Source organism: Acidobacteriota bacterium (assembly GCA_018268895.1).
In the GTDB taxonomy this organism is placed as follows: Bacteria; Acidobacteriota; Terriglobia; order Terriglobales; family Acidobacteriaceae; genus Edaphobacter.
The window spans coordinates 1,196,067-1,213,143 of record JAFDVP010000001.1; the positions used below are offsets into that span (position 1 = coordinate 1,196,067).

General features: G+C 58.3%; 14 protein-coding genes and 2 tRNA genes. 12 read left to right on the forward strand and 4 right to left on the reverse strand.

The features are described from left to right. The first annotated feature begins 43 nt into the window (after nt 1-43). Nucleotides 44-2,029, forward strand: coding sequence for an ABC transporter ATP-binding protein (locus tag JSS95_05175; GenBank protein ID MBS1799200.1), 1,986 nt, complete (start codon nt 44-46; stop codon nt 2,027-2,029). Between the two features lie 163 nt (nt 2,030-2,192). After that, nucleotides 2,193-5,474 carry a TonB-dependent receptor gene (locus JSS95_05180; GenBank protein MBS1799201.1) on the forward strand — a complete coding sequence of 1,094 codons (3,282 nt, stop codon included), beginning with the start codon at nt 2,193-2,195 and terminating at the stop codon, nt 5,472-5,474. A 104-nt stretch (nt 5,475-5,578) separates the two neighbouring features. On the opposite strand, the gene JSS95_05185 is transcribed toward JSS95_05180, so the two are convergent. From JSS95_05185 to kduI, 3 genes are all read right to left on the reverse strand, one after another. Further along, nucleotides 5,579-6,232: a bifunctional 2-keto-4-hydroxyglutarate aldolase/2-keto-3-deoxy-6-phosphogluconate aldolase gene (locus JSS95_05185; GenBank protein ID MBS1799202.1), complete on the reverse strand. Its 654-nt coding sequence runs from the start codon at nt 6,230-6,232 to the stop codon at nt 5,579-5,581. Between the two features lie 94 nt (nt 6,233-6,326). Then, complete coding sequence (locus tag JSS95_05190; protein MBS1799203.1) at nt 6,327-7,430, reverse strand: sugar kinase; 1,104 nt, start codon at nt 7,428-7,430, stop codon at nt 6,327-6,329. Continuing rightward, a complete protein-coding gene (gene kduI, locus JSS95_05195; GenBank protein ID MBS1799204.1) occupies nt 7,431-8,261 on the reverse strand; it encodes a 5-dehydro-4-deoxy-D-glucuronate isomerase in 831 nt (276 codons plus the stop codon). Between the two features lie 266 nt (nt 8,262-8,527). Between kduI and JSS95_05200 the strand changes: the two genes are divergently transcribed. Further along, entirely contained in the window at nt 8,528-9,280 is a 753-nt protein-coding gene (locus JSS95_05200) for a glucose 1-dehydrogenase (protein ID MBS1799205.1), read from the forward strand. A gap of 8 nt (nt 9,281-9,288) precedes the next feature. Here JSS95_05200 and JSS95_05205 read toward each other — a convergent pair whose 3' ends face one another. Continuing rightward, the gene (locus JSS95_05205; GenBank protein ID MBS1799206.1) at nt 9,289-10,365 is read right to left on the reverse strand and encodes a Gfo/Idh/MocA family oxidoreductase; all 1,077 of its coding nucleotides are present in this window, start codon (nt 10,363-10,365) and stop codon (nt 9,289-9,291) included. 115 nt (nt 10,366-10,480) lie between these two features. On the opposite strand from JSS95_05205, the gene JSS95_05210 reads away from it, so the two are divergent. From JSS95_05210 to JSS95_05250, 9 genes are all read left to right on the forward strand, one after another. Then, nucleotides 10,481-11,236, forward strand: coding sequence for a hypothetical protein (locus tag JSS95_05210; GenBank protein MBS1799207.1), 756 nt, complete (start codon nt 10,481-10,483; stop codon nt 11,234-11,236). A gap of 26 nt (nt 11,237-11,262) precedes the next feature. Continuing rightward, nucleotides 11,263-12,273, forward strand: coding sequence for a 3-dehydro-L-gulonate 2-dehydrogenase (gene yiaK, locus JSS95_05215; protein ID MBS1799208.1), 1,011 nt, complete (start codon nt 11,263-11,265; stop codon nt 12,271-12,273). 62 nt (nt 12,274-12,335) lie between these two features. Then, complete coding sequence (larE, locus tag JSS95_05220; GenBank protein MBS1799209.1) at nt 12,336-13,175, forward strand: ATP-dependent sacrificial sulfur transferase LarE; 840 nt, start codon at nt 12,336-12,338, stop codon at nt 13,173-13,175. 5 nt (nt 13,176-13,180) lie between these two features. Next, nucleotides 13,181-14,458, forward strand: a complete 1,278-nt coding sequence (gene larC, locus JSS95_05225) for a nickel pincer cofactor biosynthesis protein LarC (GenBank protein ID MBS1799210.1) — start codon at nt 13,181-13,183, stop codon at nt 14,456-14,458. After that, nucleotides 14,455-15,213 (forward strand): nickel pincer cofactor biosynthesis protein LarB, encoded by a 759-nt coding sequence (gene larB / locus JSS95_05230; GenBank protein ID MBS1799211.1) that lies wholly within the window; start codon nt 14,455-14,457, stop codon nt 15,211-15,213. The genes larC and larB overlap by 4 nt, the downstream gene beginning before the upstream one ends. A gap of 37 nt (nt 15,214-15,250) precedes the next feature. Then, complete coding sequence (locus JSS95_05235) at nt 15,251-15,526, forward strand: hypothetical protein (GenBank protein ID MBS1799212.1); 276 nt, start codon at nt 15,251-15,253, stop codon at nt 15,524-15,526. Between the two features lie 28 nt (nt 15,527-15,554). After that, nucleotides 15,555-15,631, forward strand: a tRNA-Arg gene (locus JSS95_05240). A gap of 105 nt (nt 15,632-15,736) precedes the next feature. Continuing rightward, nucleotides 15,737-15,813, forward strand: a tRNA-Arg gene (locus JSS95_05245). A gap of 145 nt (nt 15,814-15,958) precedes the next feature. Beyond that, nucleotides 15,959-17,065 carry a PP2C family protein-serine/threonine phosphatase gene (locus tag JSS95_05250; GenBank protein ID MBS1799213.1) on the forward strand — a complete coding sequence of 369 codons (1,107 nt, stop codon included), beginning with the start codon at nt 15,959-15,961 and terminating at the stop codon, nt 17,063-17,065. Nucleotides 17,066-17,077 lie beyond the last annotated feature (12 nt).

Genomic DNA, 17,077 nt, shown 5'->3' on the forward strand with positions numbered 1-17,077 from the left:
TTTAGAATCTTCCTCTACCACCGGGCATCTAGAATGCATAGAGATGGCCGACCGGCAGACAGTGACTGATAAAAAGCCTGCAAAGAAAAAGCCGCAGGACGAAGAGATCATGGGCAAGGCCTACGATGGCCGTCTCATGCGCCGTCTGCTGGTCTACCTCAAACCATACAAACTACAGGTTGCACTGTCCGCTGTCGCCATCCTGGTTAAGGCCGCTACCGATGTCCTGGGGCCGTATCTGGTTAAGGTCGCAGTCGACACCTACATGGCCGAGCTCCCGCCCACGAACCTTTCATGGCTCGCGCAGCATCTCAGCCGCGACCGCATGACCGGCATCAGCCAGCTCGCAGGACTCTACCTCGGCGCTCTGCTGCTGTCCTTCGTGCTCGAATTTGTACAAACCTACCTCATGCAGTGGACCGGCCAGAAGATCATGTTCGATCTTCGCAGCCAGATATTCCGCCACCTGCAGCGCATGTCGCCCTCGTTCTTCGACCACAACCCCGTGGGCCGACTCGTCACCCGCGTCACATCGGATGTCGACGCGCTTAACGAGATGTTCACCTCCGGCGTTCTCGCCATCTTTGAGGACGTCTTTGTTCTTGCCTTCATCGTCATCATTATGCTGCGAATGAGCTGGCCACTGGCCCTGCTGACCATCTCGGTCATTCCGGCAATTCTTTATGTGACGAAGATATTCCGCAAGCACGTGCGCGACAGCTACCGCCGCCAGCGCTCCGCCACTGCCCGCATCAATTCCTTCACACAGGAGTATGTGAGTGGAATGTCCGTGGTTCAGCTCTTCAACCGCGAGCGTCGCGCCTTCAACGATTTCTCAGCCGTCAACGCAGAAAACAAGAGGGCCTGGTCCGACGCGATCTTCGCCTACGCACTCTACTACCCTATCGTGGAGTTTCTCAGCTCCACCGCCATCGCACTCGTCATCTGGCGCGGGGGGGGCAGCGTCATCCACGGCGCTGTCACACTCGGCGTCCTGATCGCGTTCATGCAGTACGCCCAGCGCTTCTTCCGTCCCATCCAGGACCTCAGCGAAAAGTACAACATCCTCCAGGCCGCAATGGCAGCCGCCGAGCGCGTCTTCAAGCTCCTCGACACTCACTCTGAAATTGTTACGCCCGCGCATCCCATCACTGGCGACAACTCGGGCCGCGTCGAGTTCCGCAATGTCTGGTTCACTTACCAGACGCTCAGGCCCGAACAGCTAGCCTATCTCGCAGCCCACGACCCGGGTGCCCCACATCTTGATTCTGAGATGTGGGTTCACGACATCGAATGGATACTCCGCGGCGTCTCCTTTACCATCAACCCCGATGAGACCGCCGCCATCGTCGGCCATACCGGTGCCGGCAAGACGACCATCACCGGCCTCATGATGCGCTTCTACGACATCCAGCACGGCAAGATCCTCGTTGATGGCGTCGATGTCCGCAGTCAGGACCTCACTACTCTCCGCCGCCGCTTTGGTGTCGTCCTCCAGGATCCCTTCCTCTTCACGGGCACCATCGCCGATAACGTTCGCCTCGGATCGGCATGGATCACCGACGAAGCTCTCGAAAAGGCCTGTGACGAGGTCAACGTCGGCGACTTCATCCGCACCCTCCCCTTCCAATTCAAGGAGCCGGTCCGCGAGCGCGGCGCCACGCTCTCCACCGGACAGAAGCAGCTCATCAGCTTCGCCCGTGCTCTTGCCCACGCGCCGCGCATTCTCATCCTCGACGAGGCCACCAGCTCCGTCGATACCGATACCGAGCTTCGCGTCCGCCTCGCCCTCTCGCGCATGATCGCCGGACGCACCTCAATCCTCATCGCGCACCGGCTCTCCACCATTCAGCGCGCCGACACCATCCTCGTCATGCATAAGGGCCAGCTTCGCGAACGCGGCACCCACCAGCAGCTTCTCGCCCTGCGCGGTCTCTATTGGAAGCTCTACGAACTCCAGTTCAAGGACCAGGAGCTCGGAACCGGAGCAGACGCTTCCATACCTCTCCAGCCTCTCAGCGCTGACTGACGCGCAGCCTCGCGCAGCGTAATCGCTGACTATTTAATCGAACTGAAACATTGGCGGCTTATTCCACGCCCAACCAGCCTTAATACTCCGGCTATTCACCGAAAAGTAACGCAATTTTCATTGAGTCCCTCCAGACTTAATCCAGACCCCACATGAGGACTCAATGAAACTCATCCGCATTCTTGCCGTTTTAACATTGTTCGTAACCGCCAGTCTCGCGCAGACCACGACCGGTAGGATCTCCGGTTATGTTCAGGACCCCTCCGGATCGGTGATCCCTGACGCCAAGGTCACGCTGATCAACGAGAAGACCGGACTCAGCCGTCAGACCACCACAAATCAGGACGGTCTCTTCAACTTTTTCTCGGCGCCACCTTCGACATATACTCTGCAATTCTCTGCGTCAGGTTTCACGCCGCTCACGAGCAAGAACCTCACACTTCAACTAGGTCAGGAACTCAGCCAGACCTACAAGCTCACACTCGAAGGCAATCAGAGCACCGTCAGCGTCGAGGCCAATGCAGTCGATCTCGATACCTCGTCGGCGAAGATCGGCGGCAACGTGGCCAGCCGCGAGATCGAGAATCTCCCTATCAACGGCCGCCAGATCTCGCAGCTCTACCTGCTCGTACCTGGCGCCACCAACGCAGGCTCCGGCACCTTCGATAGCATCCGCTTCTCCGGCCGGTCCAACGAGCAGAACATCATCCGTCTCGACGGAATCGAAGCGACCTCCATTATCGATACATCCCCGGGCAACCTCAACGGTGAGCTGACCTCGCTCTTCCGCCTCCAGCAGTCTCTCGAAGCCATTCAGGAGTTCCGCATCGACTCCTCCAGCTACCCCGCCGAGATGGGAACCGGGACTGGCGGCCAGATCAGCTTCCTCACCAAGTCCGGCGGCAATGCCTTCCACGGCTCCACCTTCGAGTATCTCCGCAACGATTTCTTCGACGCGCGCAACCGCTTCAATGCGAAGTCCACTCCCACCGCTGCCGGCGGTAACCCCAAGTTCCGCCTCAACCAGTTCGGCGGCTCCATCGGCGGCCCCGTTCTCAAGGACAAGCTCTTCTTCTTCGCCAACTACGAAGGGCTTCGTCAGGTATGGGCTGCCCCGTACACGCAAGCAACACTCAGCAACTACACCAGGTCGCAGATTTCGACCACCAGCGCCATCTATCCTCTACTTGCTGCGTTCCCTGCCGATCCCTTCCCTTCTGACCCTGCATTCGCCTCAAGAACGGTAACCACGGTTGGAGCCAACCGCATTCAGGAAGACTTCGGCGCCATCCGCTTCGACTACCACATCAACGACCGCTTCAGCGCCTATGCTCGCTATAACCGCGACCAGGGCGTCTCCACGCAGGTTCAGGACGCCTCGCTCAGCAAATTCGGCCAGGTTGAAGTTCCACAGAACGGTGTTCTCGCCTTCAACCAGATATGGTCGTCGCACATCTTCAACGAAACCAAGTTCGGCTTCAACGGTATCAAGATGCGTGTGCAGGGAATCCCAGGAGCAAGCCCCAACGCCGACCTCAGCCGCACCCGTATCGCTGTCGCCGGTCTCACCAACGTCGGCGCGCTCATCAGCCTTTCCAGCTCCTTCAATGGAGTCGGCGCTCCCTACACCGGCCAGAGCTACTCCTACATCGACAACTTCTCCTATCAGAAGGGGAACCACAACATGAAGTTTGGTGTTGAGGTCCGGCCGCTCTCGCTCTACAACAACCAGATCGGCGGAACCACCTACACCTATAACTCCATCGCCGCCTTCACCAGCAACTCGCCCAACCAGATCCAGTTCTACGGCGACCTCAGCGACAAGAGCCCCTTTACCGGACTCAGCGGCAACGCACAGGTCAAGCAGACCTACTACATCGGCTACGCTCAGGATGAGTGGCACATCAAGCCAAACTTCACCGTCAGCTATGGTCTGCGGTACGAGTACTACTCCCCGCTCCACGAGGCACGCAACAAGGTTGTTGTCTTCAATATGGCAACAGGGAATATCCAGCCCGGATACACCGGTGACTGGTACACCAGCTCGAAGGCCAACTTCGGTCCGCGTCTCGCACTCACCTGGTCACCCGGATTCTCCAATGGCCAGACTGTCATCCGCGCAGGGGGCGGCGTCTTCTACGGCCCCGGTCAGACCGAAGACCAGATCCAGCCCGAAGCCAACGACCGCGTCCAGCGCACCTTCACCTCCGGCAAGGTCTATCCCATCAACCCTGCCACCGATGTGTATGCGAACTACGATATCAACAGCCCGACCCTTGGCTATCAGCCCCGCGCCTACGCTCCCAATTACAAGCTTCCGGAGCGCATCACCACCTACACCGCTTCTGTCCAGCAGAGCCTGCCAGGACAGTTCCAGTTGATGGTTGCCTACGTTGGATCGACCGGACGCAATCTGTTCCTTCGTTCCATCACCAATCTCATCACCAATGTGACGACGAACCCCACCACTGGTGCTGGAACGGCAGTTCGTGAGTTCGGCAGCCGCTTTGCCGAGATCGACTACAAGACCTCGGGAGGCACCGATATGTACAACGCGCTGCAATCCTCACTCCAGCGGCGCTTCGCTCATGGTCTGTCTATGGGCGCACAGTTCACCTGGGCCAAGGAACTCGGTACATCGAGCGGATCCAACGAAGCCACTACGGCCCAGGCGCCTATCCAGATCTACGGTGCTGGTCTGGAGTACGGCCGTGGGTCCTCTGATATCCGCAATAGCTTCAACTTCACCGCCCTCTACGATCTGCCCTTCGGACGGGGCAAGCAGTATGCGCTCTCCGGCCCCATGGATCTGCTCGCCGGCGGTTGGCAGGTAGGCAGCATCGTCAACGTCCGCAGCGGAGTTCCGATTGACGTCCTGATCACACGTCCCGACGTCGCCTATGTTGGGAACCCCGGTGCCAGCATCGCCGGACAGACCTTCGCCAGCCCTGTCGTCGCAGGCGGCGTTGTTCAGACGACGGCAGTCGTCAACGTTCCCGGCGGCGGCAACACGCGCAACATCCGCCGGCCGAACGTCGTTCCCGGTGTTAACCCTTATCTCAAGTCAGGAATTAATTACATCAACCCTGCAGCGTTCTCAGCTCCAGCGCCGGGAACTTTCGGCAATGCGCGTCGTAACGATCTAAGCGGCCCCAACCTCGCTCAGCTCGATATGACCCTCGGCAAATCGTTCCACACCACCGAGAGGTACACGCTCGATTTCAAGGCCGAGGTCTTCAACATCCTCAACCACCCCAACTACTCCAACCCGGGTAACGTCCGCCTCGCTCAGACTCTGACCACTGGCGCGGCGAATCAACCCGGAGCACCCTTCAGCGCTGCAACAGCCGGATCTTCGTTTGGAAACCTCTCATCGACCGTAGGCAATCAGGTCGGTATCGGAGCCAATCGACAGATCCAACTCTCACTTCGCGCCAGCTTCTAACTTACAGCGTGGAATAAACAACTCTTCCATCACTCAAAAACTAAGCCGCAGCCACCAATCTGGTAGCTGCGGCTTCTTACTGTCTAAAGACCCATCGGAGAGGGTCAGTTCTTCTTTGCCTGGAACTCTTTCACAATCGCAAGATACTTCTTCGCGCTCTCCGTGACAACTTCGGGTTTCCCTTCCGCCATCGCCTTTGTATTCACCAGATCAGCGCCTACACCTAAAGCAAAGGCTCCAGCTTCCAGGAAGTCGTTCGCCGTCGCCAGCGAGACGCCGCCCGTAGGAATCATCTCCACCTGCGGCAGCGGCGCCTTTAGCGAGCTGAGGTACTTGGCTCCCCCCATCGCGCTCGCGGGAAATATCTTCACGACATCCGCGCCCGCCTCCCAGGCCGTAACCACCTCGGTCGGCGTCAACGCGCCCGGCAGCGCCGCAACCGAGTAGCGATGGCACATCTCGATCGTCTTCACATTCAGCGCCGGGCTCACAACGAACTTTGCGCCCTCAAGGATACAGGCCCGCGCCGTCTCCGCGTCCAGAACGGTTCCCGCGCCGATCAGGATGTCGGGACGCTGCTCTGCCAGCTTGCGCATCACCTGGATCGCGCCCGGAACCGTCATCGTAATCTCGAGCACCGTCACACCGCCCGCGGCAATCGCCTCGGCCAGCGCCAGCGCCTTCTCAACCGATTCGGCACGCAACACCGGAACCAGTCCAATCTGCTTCAAAGAAGCCAACACTTCAACCTTCGTCATACGCCCTACTCCTAACCTGCGATTTGCCATCCTGAGCGAACGAAGCGAGTCGAAGGACCTGCATTTCAATCTCGCTCAGTCAACAATTTCTGTCTTACCGCTGTACGCGAGCGCCGCCGCCCTTCATCACGCGCTGAACCTCATCGAACGTCGCCATCGTCGTGTCGCCCGGCGTCGTCATCGCCAGCGCTCCGTGAGCGCAGCCACAGTTCACGGCCCAGTCGGCGCCCTTTTCGTTCAGGAACCCGTAGATCAGCCCCGAAGCGAACGAGTCGCCGCCGCCCACCCGATCGAAGATCTCGAGGTCGGGCATCGGCCGCGCCTCGTGAAACTTGCCCTCGTAGTAGCAGACCGCGCCCCAATCATTAACGCTGGCCGTCTTCGCATGACGCAGCGTCGTCGCCACGGCCTTGAAGTTCGGGTACGCCGCGACTGCCTTCTCGATCATCTTGCGGAAGTTCGCCGAATCGAGTTCGCCAAGATCGTCGCCAACGCCCTCAATCTCGAAGCCGAGCGCTGCGGTGAAGTCCTCTTCGTTGCCGATCATCACGTCGACATACTGCGCAAGGTCGCGATTGACCTCGGTCGCCTTGGCCTTACCGCCGATCGACTTCCACAGCGAGTCGCGATAGTTCAGGTCGTAGCTGGTCATCACGCCGTGCTTGCGCGCCGCAACCAGCGCCTCCTTGCAGACCTCGGGTGTCGTCTCGCTCAGAGCGCAGAAGATTCCGCCGGTGTGGAACCAGCGAGCGCCTTCCTTACCGAAAATATCGTCCCAGTCGATCTGGCCGGGCTTGAGCTGACTGACAGCGGTGTTGCCGCGATCCGAACAGCCAAGAGCGGCGCGCACGCCAAACCCGCGCTCGGTGAAGTTAAGACCGTTACGCACCGTGCGGCCCACGCCGTCATACTTGACCCACTGCACATGGCTCTGGTCGACGCCGCCCTGGTTCATCAGATCCTCAACCAGGCGTCCCACCGGGTTGTCGGCAAGCGCCGTAACGATCGCCGTCTTCAGCCCGAAGCAGCGCCTGAGGCCGCGAGCGACGTTGTACTCGCCGCCGCCCTCCCAAACCTGAAACTGCCGCGTCGTCGCGACACGAACGTCGCCCGGATCGAGACGAAGCATCACTTCGCCCAGGCTGACCAGATCCCACTTGCACTCTTCCTTCTTGCGAATCGTCAAACTTGCACTCATCTATCTAAGCTCCGTAATTGCTACTGCGTCCATGTCGTCATACACCTGGTTCTCTCCGCCCATGCCCCAGCAGAAGGTGTAGTGCTTTGTTCCCACACCGGCATGGATCGACCACCCCGGTGAAACCACAACTTCCTTGTTCGCCATCACCAGATGGCTGGTCGCGTCCGGGGGCCCCATCAGGTGAAGCACGCGATGCGCCGGGTCCACATCGAAGTAAAAATAGACCTCGCTGCGCCGCATATGCGTGTGCGGCGGCATCGTGTTCCAGTTGCTTCCCGGCTCCAGCATGGTGAAGCCCATCACCAACTGGCAGCTCTTGATGCCGTCTTTATAGATGGCCTTGTAGATCTTCCGCCGGTTGCAGGTCTCGACCGTTCCCAGCTCGACCGGCTTCATATCGGCAAACTTCACCATCGCGGTCGGATACTCCGCATGCGCGGGATAGCTCAACAGGTAGAACTCGGCGGGCTTCGACGCATCCTTGCTGGCAAATGTCACGTCCTTCGAGCCGCGCCCCACATAGAGCACATCCAACTTGTCCATCGCGAAGGTCTTGCCGTCGACGGTGACCGTGCCGGCGCCTCCGATGTTCAGTACGCCTAGTTCGCGGCGCTCGAGAAAATAATCAGCGCGGAGTTCCGGCTCTGCCTCAAGTTTCAGTGCGGTCTTTGCCGGCACAGCCGAACCGATCACGGTGCGGTCCAGGTCGACATAAGCGAACTCGATCTCGCCCGGCTGGAAGAACTCTTCCAGAAGAAATGTCTCACGCAGCTCCTCGGTGTTCATCAAGCCGTACCGAACCGAATCTGCCATTTGGTAGTGCCTCATTGCAACTCTCCTCTATTTGCAGAGCCTCTTAGGCAGTCTTCTGTGACAAGGATATCGTTCGTCCTTGCAATACCCCTAAGCCATATGCCCTAACCAGGGTCGGGCCCAGAGAAAAACTGTGAGCGCCCTGGAAACGAACCCTTCAACCATACGAAACACGAAATACGAGCGTCAATAACACGTCTGTGGAGACGGGGGCAGCATTCGACTGTTATTCGTTTGCTCCTTGCAGTGTGCGTCGTTAGATTAAGAGAGATATGCCAAACATCCTCGACTCATTTCGTCTGGACAATAAGGTTGCCCTCGTTACCGGCGCCGCTACCGGCCTAGGCGCCGCCATCGCGCAAGGGCTGGCCGATGCGGGCGCGACCGTGGCAGTGCATGGCAACCGCCGGGCAGCAACCGAGACGGCCGACGCCATCGGGCCAAAGGCTGTCGCCTTTCGCGCCGATCTCTCCAGTGCCACGGGAGCAGAGCAACTCTTCATGGAGGTCAAAGGGAAGCTTGGCCGCGTCGACATCCTGATTAACAACGCCGGCACCATCATTCGCCACAATGCGGACGAGTATCCGCTGGAAGACTGGATGACGGTGTTGCAGGTCAATCTGACCAGCGTCTTTCAGCTTTCGCAGCTTGCCGGGCGTGACATGATCGCTCGCAAGGCGCCGGGAAAGATCGTCAACATTGCTTCCCTGCTCAGCTTTCAGGGCGGCATCCGCGTCCCTGCGTATGCCGCGAGCAAGGGCGGAGTCGCGCAACTGACAAAGGCTCTGGCGAACGAGTGGGCGCCAAAGAACATCCAGGTTAACGCCATCGCGCCCGGCTACATTGCCACAACCAACACCGAGCCGCTACAAGCCGATGAGACCCGCAATCGCCAGATACTCGAGCGCATTCCCGCAGGCCGATGGGGTGATCCGACCGACATCGCGGGAGCCGCGCTCTTTCTGAGCTCCCCTGCAAGCGACTACATCACCGGCACGGTGTTGACCGTCGATGGTGGATGGATGGGCCGCTGACGTAGCGGCTATTCAACCGGGAGCGCCACGCCTCCACGAGCGCTCGACAGATACGCGGCCTCAACGGTCCGCATCGTGTCGATGGCGTCCTCAACGCTGGTTGGAAGTGTCTTAGCGTCTCCTTCGATGTAGGCCTGAAGCGATCCCATCGATCCCATAAAGGCGTCTGGAAACCAGTTGCCGGAGACGGGCACGGGCTTCCAGCCTTCGCCGTTGCGGAGCGCGTACTCAAAGTTGTCCGGTTCTCCGATGGGATAGTTCAGGTTCACACCCATCTGCGCGCGCATGGCGCCGTTCATGCCCTCCCACTGCACAAAGCTCCGCTGCTTTTGCGGAGAGAAGTCGTGGCTGTGGTTGGTGTCGATGAAGACCCGCTTGTCGTCTCCATAATCGAAGACGATGACGCTCTTCGTCGATGCAAGATTCGGTGTTCTAGGGCTGCGGACTGTCTTGGCGTAAACGCTATTCGGATTGCCGAACCAGCTTCGAACCAGATCAATGTAATGGATGGAGTGATAGGTGATCTCAAGCCTCGGGGCCGTGTTCAGAAAGCTCCATAGTTCCCACGGCATGTGTACGCTGAGCGAGACTTCCATATCGTGCAATTCGCCCAACGCTCCGCTGGCGCTCATTGCACGCGCCACAAGCATGTTCGGCGCCCAGCGAAGCTGGAAGTTGACTGCGGCAACCAGCCCCTTGGCGCGGCAGATGCGCAGAATCTCAATGGCCTCGGCCAACGTATCGCCCATGGGCTTCTGTATAAGTACGGCCGAGCTATCTGGCAACTGGGGGAGGATGCTGGGAATCGCCTTCGCAGGAACCGCCACGTCAAAGATGGCGTTTGCAGGAGCAAAGCGGATGGCCTCACCAATCGAATCTGTCCCAAGCGGGACACTGAACCTCTTTGCCAGCGTCTCGGCGCGCTCGCGATTGACGTCAACCAGCGCGGTGACGGGAAAGCCAGCCTTCGCATATGCCGGCAAATGGGCATCGTGAACAATGCCGCCTGAACCGATCATCACAACAGGCCGTGGCGTTCGCGGCTTCGGTTCAGAGACATCGCGCAGGATATCTTCGATGTTCATCGGCAAATTCACTCCTTTTTTACTGGCACAAGTAAAATTCTATTCCCAGAATTTTACTTGACCTTGACTGTTTCATTGCTTGCACCATGGCCTGTCACGCCGTAACCTACCCAAGATGCTCCCGGCGCTCGAACTCGCTTTGCTTTCATGCGTTCTGCTCGGTCTTCGGCACGGTTTTGACTACGACCATCTCGCTGCAATCACCGATATTACAAGCGTTCAGCGCAACTGGCGCGAAGGCATGAAGCTGGGACTGCTCTACGCGCTGGGGCACGCCTTCACCGTCGGGCTGCTTGGCTCTGGAGTCATCTTCCTGCATCTCCGCCTGCCTGCGGGAATGGATGAGGCTGGTCAACGGCTGGTGGGAGCGACGCTGATAGCGCTGGCTCTCTACGTTTTGGTCGCTTTTTTGCGTAGGGGTTCATTGCAACATCGGCATCCTGTGCCTTCAAGCCGTATTGCATTGATGATTACAGGCCTTCGTTATGCTGCATGGTACCTGCGTAAGCTTATTGCACCGAGAACGCCTCAGCCTGAGGCCTTTGCGTTTCGTTATGACCGCAGTTCGGTCTTCTTCGTTGGAATCATCCACGGGCTTGGCGCGGAGACCCCATCGCAACTGCTTCTCTTTCTGCTGGCAGCCAACCTGGGTGGAACCAGCCGCGGATTTCTCGGTTTGTTTTGCTTCATTGCGGGACTCCTGGCAATGAACACGTTGATGACTGCATCTGCATCCGGACTTTTTGTCTCCAGCCGAAACAGACCGCGATTGCAATTCGTGATGACTTCGTTGACAGCGGCATACAGCTTCATCGTCGGAACGGTCTTTTTGTTAGGAGTCAGCGACAGGCTGCCTCCCTTGCTCCACTAATTGGCTCATCTCCAAGGACTCAGGGTATGATTCGCGTCCCGTTCCACGATCTCAACTCCGTTCTGTACAAGGCAATGCTCGACCTCGGCATACCAGAGGACCGCGCACGCCGCTGCGCTCAACTCTTTACCGAGACGACGCGCGATGGCATCTACACTCATGGGCTGAACCGCTTTCCCCGATTCTCGGCAATGGTAAAGAACGGTAGCATCCACGTCGATGCAATTCCTACGCTTACGGCTGCCTTTGGAGCCATCGAGCGATGGGATGGCAATCGAGGCATCGGCAATCTCAATGCTCAGGACTCTATGTCGCGAGCCATTGAGCTTGCGCGCAAGAACGGCATCGGTGCGGTGGCCCTGGCGAATTCAAACCACTGGATGCGAGGCGGCGCCTTCGGTTGGCAGGCAGCGGACCAAGGCATGTTCGCCATCTGCTGGTCGAACACCCTCGCCAACGTTCCGGCGTGGGGAGCGACGACTCCGGCAATCGGCAACAACCCACTGGTACTGGCTGTGCCCCGTGCAAACGGCAACATTGTGATCGATATGGCAACAAGCCAGTTCTCTTACGGAACACTTGCCTCTTACAGCAAACGCGGTGTTCCGCTGCCGGTCCCCGGCGGCTACGACTCCGACGGCAACCTGACGGACGATGCTGGCGCGATTGAGAGATCGCAGCGATCCCTTCCAATTGGCTATTGGAAGGGATCGGGGCTGGCCGTGGTGCTTGATGCGATCGCCGCGATGCTCTCGGGTGGCACGGCCACACATCAGTTTCCCAAGGATCCGCAGCGGGAAGCAGGACAGTCCCAGGTCTTTCTTGTGATCGATCCGGCCAACCTTGCCACGGCATCGGAGCTGAACCATATCGCCGATGGCATCGTCGACTCGCTACGTCAGGCAACGCCCATTGACCCGGCCAAACCGATACGCTATCCGGGCGAACAGACGCTTCAGCTTCGCGAAGAAAATATGCGGCTTGGGGTCCCCGTCGACGAAGACGTATGGCAGCAGGTGAGCGTGGGACGTTTGTAACAAAGGTGCAACTCGCGAAGCTCCTCACCATTCGATACCATCATGCTGTAGGAGATAACGAAATGGATCTCGCGGCCAAACGCGATCTGCTTTTATCCACACTCCGTGGACTGGACAGCGTAATGGTGGCTTACTCTGGCGGGACCGACTCGGCCTATCTGGCGTACGCAGCGTATCAGGTCCTCGGCAATAAGATGCTGGCCGTTATCGCCGATTCGCCATCGCTGCCACGCGCCGAGCTGGCACGCGCGCTTGCGTTCACGGCGACCCATGAAATCCCAACGCATATTCTGCAGACGACGGAGCTGGAGAATCCCGACTACCAGCGTAACGACTCACGGCGCTGCTTTTACTGTAAAGACGAGCTATTTTCGCGGATGGAGATCGAACAGAAAGCGCGAGGCTTTCAACATCTGGCCTACGGCATGAATCTTGATGATCGAGGGGATTACCGCCCAGGCCAGCAGGCGGCAAACGAGCACCACGCGCTCGCTCCTCTGGTAACGGCACACCTCACCAAGCCTGAGATCCGGCGACTGGCCCATAAAGCGGGGCTGGATCTGTGGAACAAGCCCGCTTCAGCTTGCCTCTCTTCCCGCATTGAGTACGGACGTCCAGTCACCCGCGAAAACCTGTTACAGGTTGAACAGGCCGAAGCGGCCCTGCATGAGCTGGGCTTTCTCCGTGTTCGCGTGCGCCATCACGGAGAGATGGCACGCATCGAGATCGACCGCGTCGATTTACCTCGCGCACTCGATCTCGATGTACTCGACAGGATTACCGCATCTCTACGCCCCCTCGGCTTCACCTACATCACTCTCGATACTCAGGGATACCGATCAGGCTCGATGAACGACGTGCTTCCGGTCTCGTCGATCGCGCCGGCAGTCGTGAAACAATAGCGACTATGCGAATCGCATATCTCGACTGCTTCGCCGGAATCAGTGGCGACATGTTTATTGGATCTCTGCTCGACTCGGGCGCAGACCAGAGAGTGCTTGAGGATGCTGTCGCCGCACTGAATATCGGCGCATCGCTGAAGATCGAGCGAGTCGAACGAAGCGGTATCTCGGCCACAAAGGTTCATGTGCTTGAAGATGGGAAGATCGTCGATAAGGCGCCTGCTGCTAAAAGCACACAGCCGCAACATTCTCGTCACACGATCCATTCGCACAAACACACTGAAACCCATTCGTACCGGCATGAAAGCCATGGAAGGCCGCTTAGTGCCATTCGTGACCTGATTCAAGCCACTCATCTCGCTGGGCCGGTCAAGCACACTGCTATTCACGCATTTGAGTTACTCGGCGCGAGTGAAGCAAAGATCCACAACGTGGAGATTGAAGATGTCCATTTTCACGAGGTGGGTGCGGTCGACGCCATCGTGGATATCGTCGCCGCCAGCGCAGGAATCCATTCCCTCAAAATTCATCAATGGTACTGTTCCCCGCTAAATGTCGGCGGGGGAACGGTTGACTGTTCGCATGGGCGCTTTCCTGTGCCCGCCCCCGCGACAGCCGACCTTCTTCGTGGCCTTCCAACCTATTCAGCGCATGTGCAACAGGAACTTGTGACGCCGACAGGAGCAGCCATTGTTCGAGCGCTGTCGCCAACCTTTGGCGCGCAGCCTGCCATGCGTATCGAGCGGATTGGCTATGGCGCAGGCTCACGCAATCCAAAAGACTTCCCCAATGTGCTACGTCTTTCGATTGGCGACGCGGACAATGAGACGCAGTCTTCAGTTGCGGTTTTGGAGACCGCTATCGACGATCTCTCGCCGCAGATACTGGCGCATGTTGCAGAGAAGGCGCTTTCGCTAGGCGCTCTCGATGTGATGTCCACTGCGGTGCAGATGAAGAAGGGACGACTGGGGACGCTGATCACCATACTGGCCGACGATGCCCGTGTAGCTGTCCTCGAAGACCTTTTACTGCGCGAGACCAGTACGCTCGGCGTTCGCATTCATCATGAGCGGAGAAGCATCCTCGATCGCAAACACGTAGTCGTGAATACGACTTACGGAGATATTCGAATAAAGATCGGTTCACGGACCGGCGAGATCTTCAATGCCGCTCCAGAGTTTGACGATTGCCGTGTCGTCGCGGAGCAGCATGGAGTACCGGTGAAGCAAGTGCAGCAGGCAGCAATGGCGGCATACCTCGCGGGAGAAAAAGGCAACGCATGAACCGCAACACCATTCTCGATCTCCTTGCTGCTGTGGAGCGAGGGGACTTGACTCCGGCCGCAGCCTCGGACCGGCTGACGAACCTTCCCTACGAAGATATCGACCACACAAAGATCGACCATCATCGCTCGTTGCGTAGTGGACTGCCTGAGGTCATCTATGCGGCTGGAAAATCGCCCGAGCAAACTGCGGAGATCTTCGCGCGCATGGCAGCGGCCGGTTCCGATGTACTTGCTACGAGAGCTGACGAAGCGACTGCGCGATGTGTCCAGGAAAAGACCCCTGCTGCCCTTTATCACATACAGGCCCGTGCCATTTCGTTGCGGCAATCCGAGGCTGTTGCAACGCATGGGCGTGTTGCGGTTGTATGCGCCGGGACAAGTGATATTCCTATTGGCGAAGAGGCCGCCGTCACTGCCGAGGTTTTCAACACGGCAGTGGCCCGGATATATGACGTTGGTGTCGCGGGCTTGCACCGACTCCTCTCCGTGCGCGAAGAACTCACATCTGCCGATGCTGTGATCGTCTGCGCCGGGATGGAAGGAGCTCTACCCTCGGTCGTCGGAGGCCTGGTAGGGGTTCCAGTCATTGCCGTACCTACGTCTGTAGGTTACGGCGCATCGTTCAGCGGGGCTGCTGCCTTGCTGGGCATGCTCAACTCCTGCTCACCGAATGTGGTTGTGGTCAACATTGATAATGGGTTTGGCGCTGCATATACCGCAACGATGATCGCCCGAGGTTCGCAACGCCGATAGTGTTCCCGAGCGGATAGTGCGCTGGTATGATCGAAATATGACACAGCTTGATGTTCTTTACCGCTACGGCGTTCCGCCAGCCGAAGCTGCTGCGCTTGCCATTGCTCGAATCCGTGAGGTCTACGGCGTCCGGCGGGTGACATTCGATGAAGCCGAGAAGACAGTGCGGGTTGAGTACGATGCCACCAGGTTGAATGAGGCCATGATTCATCAACTTCTGCGCCGGGCAGGATTGGATATCGTTGAGCGGCTCCCAATGTTTGCAGCGCCGGAACCTGTTCCCGAACTGGCTGCGCCTGCACCGGCTAAATAACTGTTGTAGGATTCAAAATGTATTCGCCGCGCCCGTAGCTCAGCTGGATAGAGCATCTGGCTTCGAACCAGAGGGTCGGAGGTTCGAGTCCTTCCGGGCGCACCAGTTTCAATGATTTATTCCTGTAGCGAAGGCATGTTTCTTACGGCACCGGATTTGCTCTAAGCTCATAAATCCGTTATATTAAGAAGGTTGCTTCCAACGCAATGTGCGCCCGTAGCTCAGCTGGATAGAGCAACTGGCTACGAACCAGTAGGTCGGACGTTCGAATCGTTCCGGGCGCACCATAATCTTCCTTCCGCATCCCATTTTTCACAACAATCTCCGTATTGCGGGGCGTTGCCGCTATAGTTATGCCTACTGCGCGCTTTGTGAAACGTCGTATTCTCCAATGCGTGGACCGGCCTAAGGGAGATAGCCACAGCAGTGATCATGCAAAGGATTGGAGCTTCAGCGCTAGCTGCCGACAAGATGGAGCGCCGCACCATGCGGCTGCTGGACGTGCTTGTCGGAATCGCTATTGCCGCCGTCGCGGTGACCGACTGGGAGATCGTCGCCAACATCTCGCTGGGATATCTCTACGTGCTTCCCATCGCTCTGTGCGCATTGATCAACCCTCTGTCCTTTACGCTGGGCCTCTCCGTCTTCTGTACCGTGTTGCAGGACATCTTTGGCCCGCCGGCGCAATCGCTTGAGTGGAGGGTTGTTCGAGACATCGTCTACCTGTCGAGCTTTCTGATTGTGGGCTTCTGCGTCACGCTTCTGGCACGGCAGCGCAACCGTATGGCAGACGAAGTGAAGCGGCAACGGGATGAGTATGAGTCCGATCTCACTCTCGCTGCGCAGGTGCAACGGCAGGTGCTTCCCAAACCGCTATCGCTCTCCGATATGCAGATTGCAGCGGCCATGCAGCCCGCACGTATGCTTGGCGGCGACTACTACGACTTCTTCGAGGTTGGAGATAACCAGGTGGATGTCGTTATTGCCGATGTCTCCGGTAAAGGAGCGGCGGCAGCGCTGCTGATGCCGTCACTCGCCGTTGCCCTTCGCCTGCGAGCTCGGGAACTGGACGGCCCAGCAGCGATCATCAAGGATCTTGATGAGGTGCTGAAGCAAATCACCAGGCCCGCAACGTTTGTGACGATGTTTTATGCGCGCATCCACCGTTCCCGCAGAACGCTGCAATATGCTTGCGCGGGTCACAACCCGCCGATACTTTTGAGGGCGAAGAGCGGAGAGGAAATTGCCCTGAATGACTCGGGACCGGTGCTGGGCATTCTGCCCGATGCGCGCTTTTCCGATTCGACTGCATCGCTCGAACCGGGCGATGTTCTCACTCTCTACACAGATGGAGTTACGGAACAGGAGAACAACGCCGAAGAGGAGTTCTCTCCCGAACGCCTCCAGAGCGTGATCGCTGAAACCGGAACTGAGACTGCAAGTTCTGTCGTCAACGATATCTGTTTGGCGGTCTCTCGTTTCTCCGGGGACAAAGAGCAGGCGGACGATCTGACGGTTGTAGTGGTAAAGATGCTATGAACAGGGCTTTCG

Excerpts from the sequence above, each read along its gene's own strand:
- JSS95_05175 (MBS1799200.1), top strand. The coding sequence starts at position 44 with ATGGCCGACCGGCAGACAGTGACTGATAAAAAGCCTGCAAAGAAAAAG.
- JSS95_05180 (MBS1799201.1), top strand. The coding sequence starts at position 2,193 with ATGAAACTCATCCGCATTCTTGCCGTTTTAACATTGTTCGTAACCGCC.
- JSS95_05185 (MBS1799202.1), bottom strand. The coding sequence starts at position 6,232 with ATGACGAAGGTTGAAGTGTTGGCTTCTTTGAAGCAGATTGGACTGGTT.
- JSS95_05190 (MBS1799203.1), bottom strand. The coding sequence starts at position 7,430 with ATGAGTGCAAGTTTGACGATTCGCAAGAAGGAAGAGTGCAAGTGGGAT.
- kduI (MBS1799204.1), bottom strand. The coding sequence starts at position 8,261 with ATGAGGCACTACCAAATGGCAGATTCGGTTCGGTACGGCTTGATGAAC.
- JSS95_05205 (MBS1799206.1), bottom strand. The coding sequence starts at position 10,365 with ATGAACATCGAAGATATCCTGCGCGATGTCTCTGAACCGAAGCCGCGA.
- JSS95_05210 (MBS1799207.1), top strand. The coding sequence starts at position 10,481 with ATGCTCCCGGCGCTCGAACTCGCTTTGCTTTCATGCGTTCTGCTCGGT.
- yiaK (MBS1799208.1), top strand. The coding sequence starts at position 11,263 with ATGATTCGCGTCCCGTTCCACGATCTCAACTCCGTTCTGTACAAGGCA.
- larE (MBS1799209.1), top strand. The coding sequence starts at position 12,336 with ATGGATCTCGCGGCCAAACGCGATCTGCTTTTATCCACACTCCGTGGA.
- larC (MBS1799210.1), top strand. The coding sequence starts at position 13,181 with ATGCGAATCGCATATCTCGACTGCTTCGCCGGAATCAGTGGCGACATG.
- larB (MBS1799211.1), top strand. The coding sequence starts at position 14,455 with ATGAACCGCAACACCATTCTCGATCTCCTTGCTGCTGTGGAGCGAGGG.
- JSS95_05235 (MBS1799212.1), top strand. The coding sequence starts at position 15,251 with ATGACACAGCTTGATGTTCTTTACCGCTACGGCGTTCCGCCAGCCGAA.
- JSS95_05250 (MBS1799213.1), top strand. The coding sequence starts at position 15,959 with ATGCAAAGGATTGGAGCTTCAGCGCTAGCTGCCGACAAGATGGAGCGC.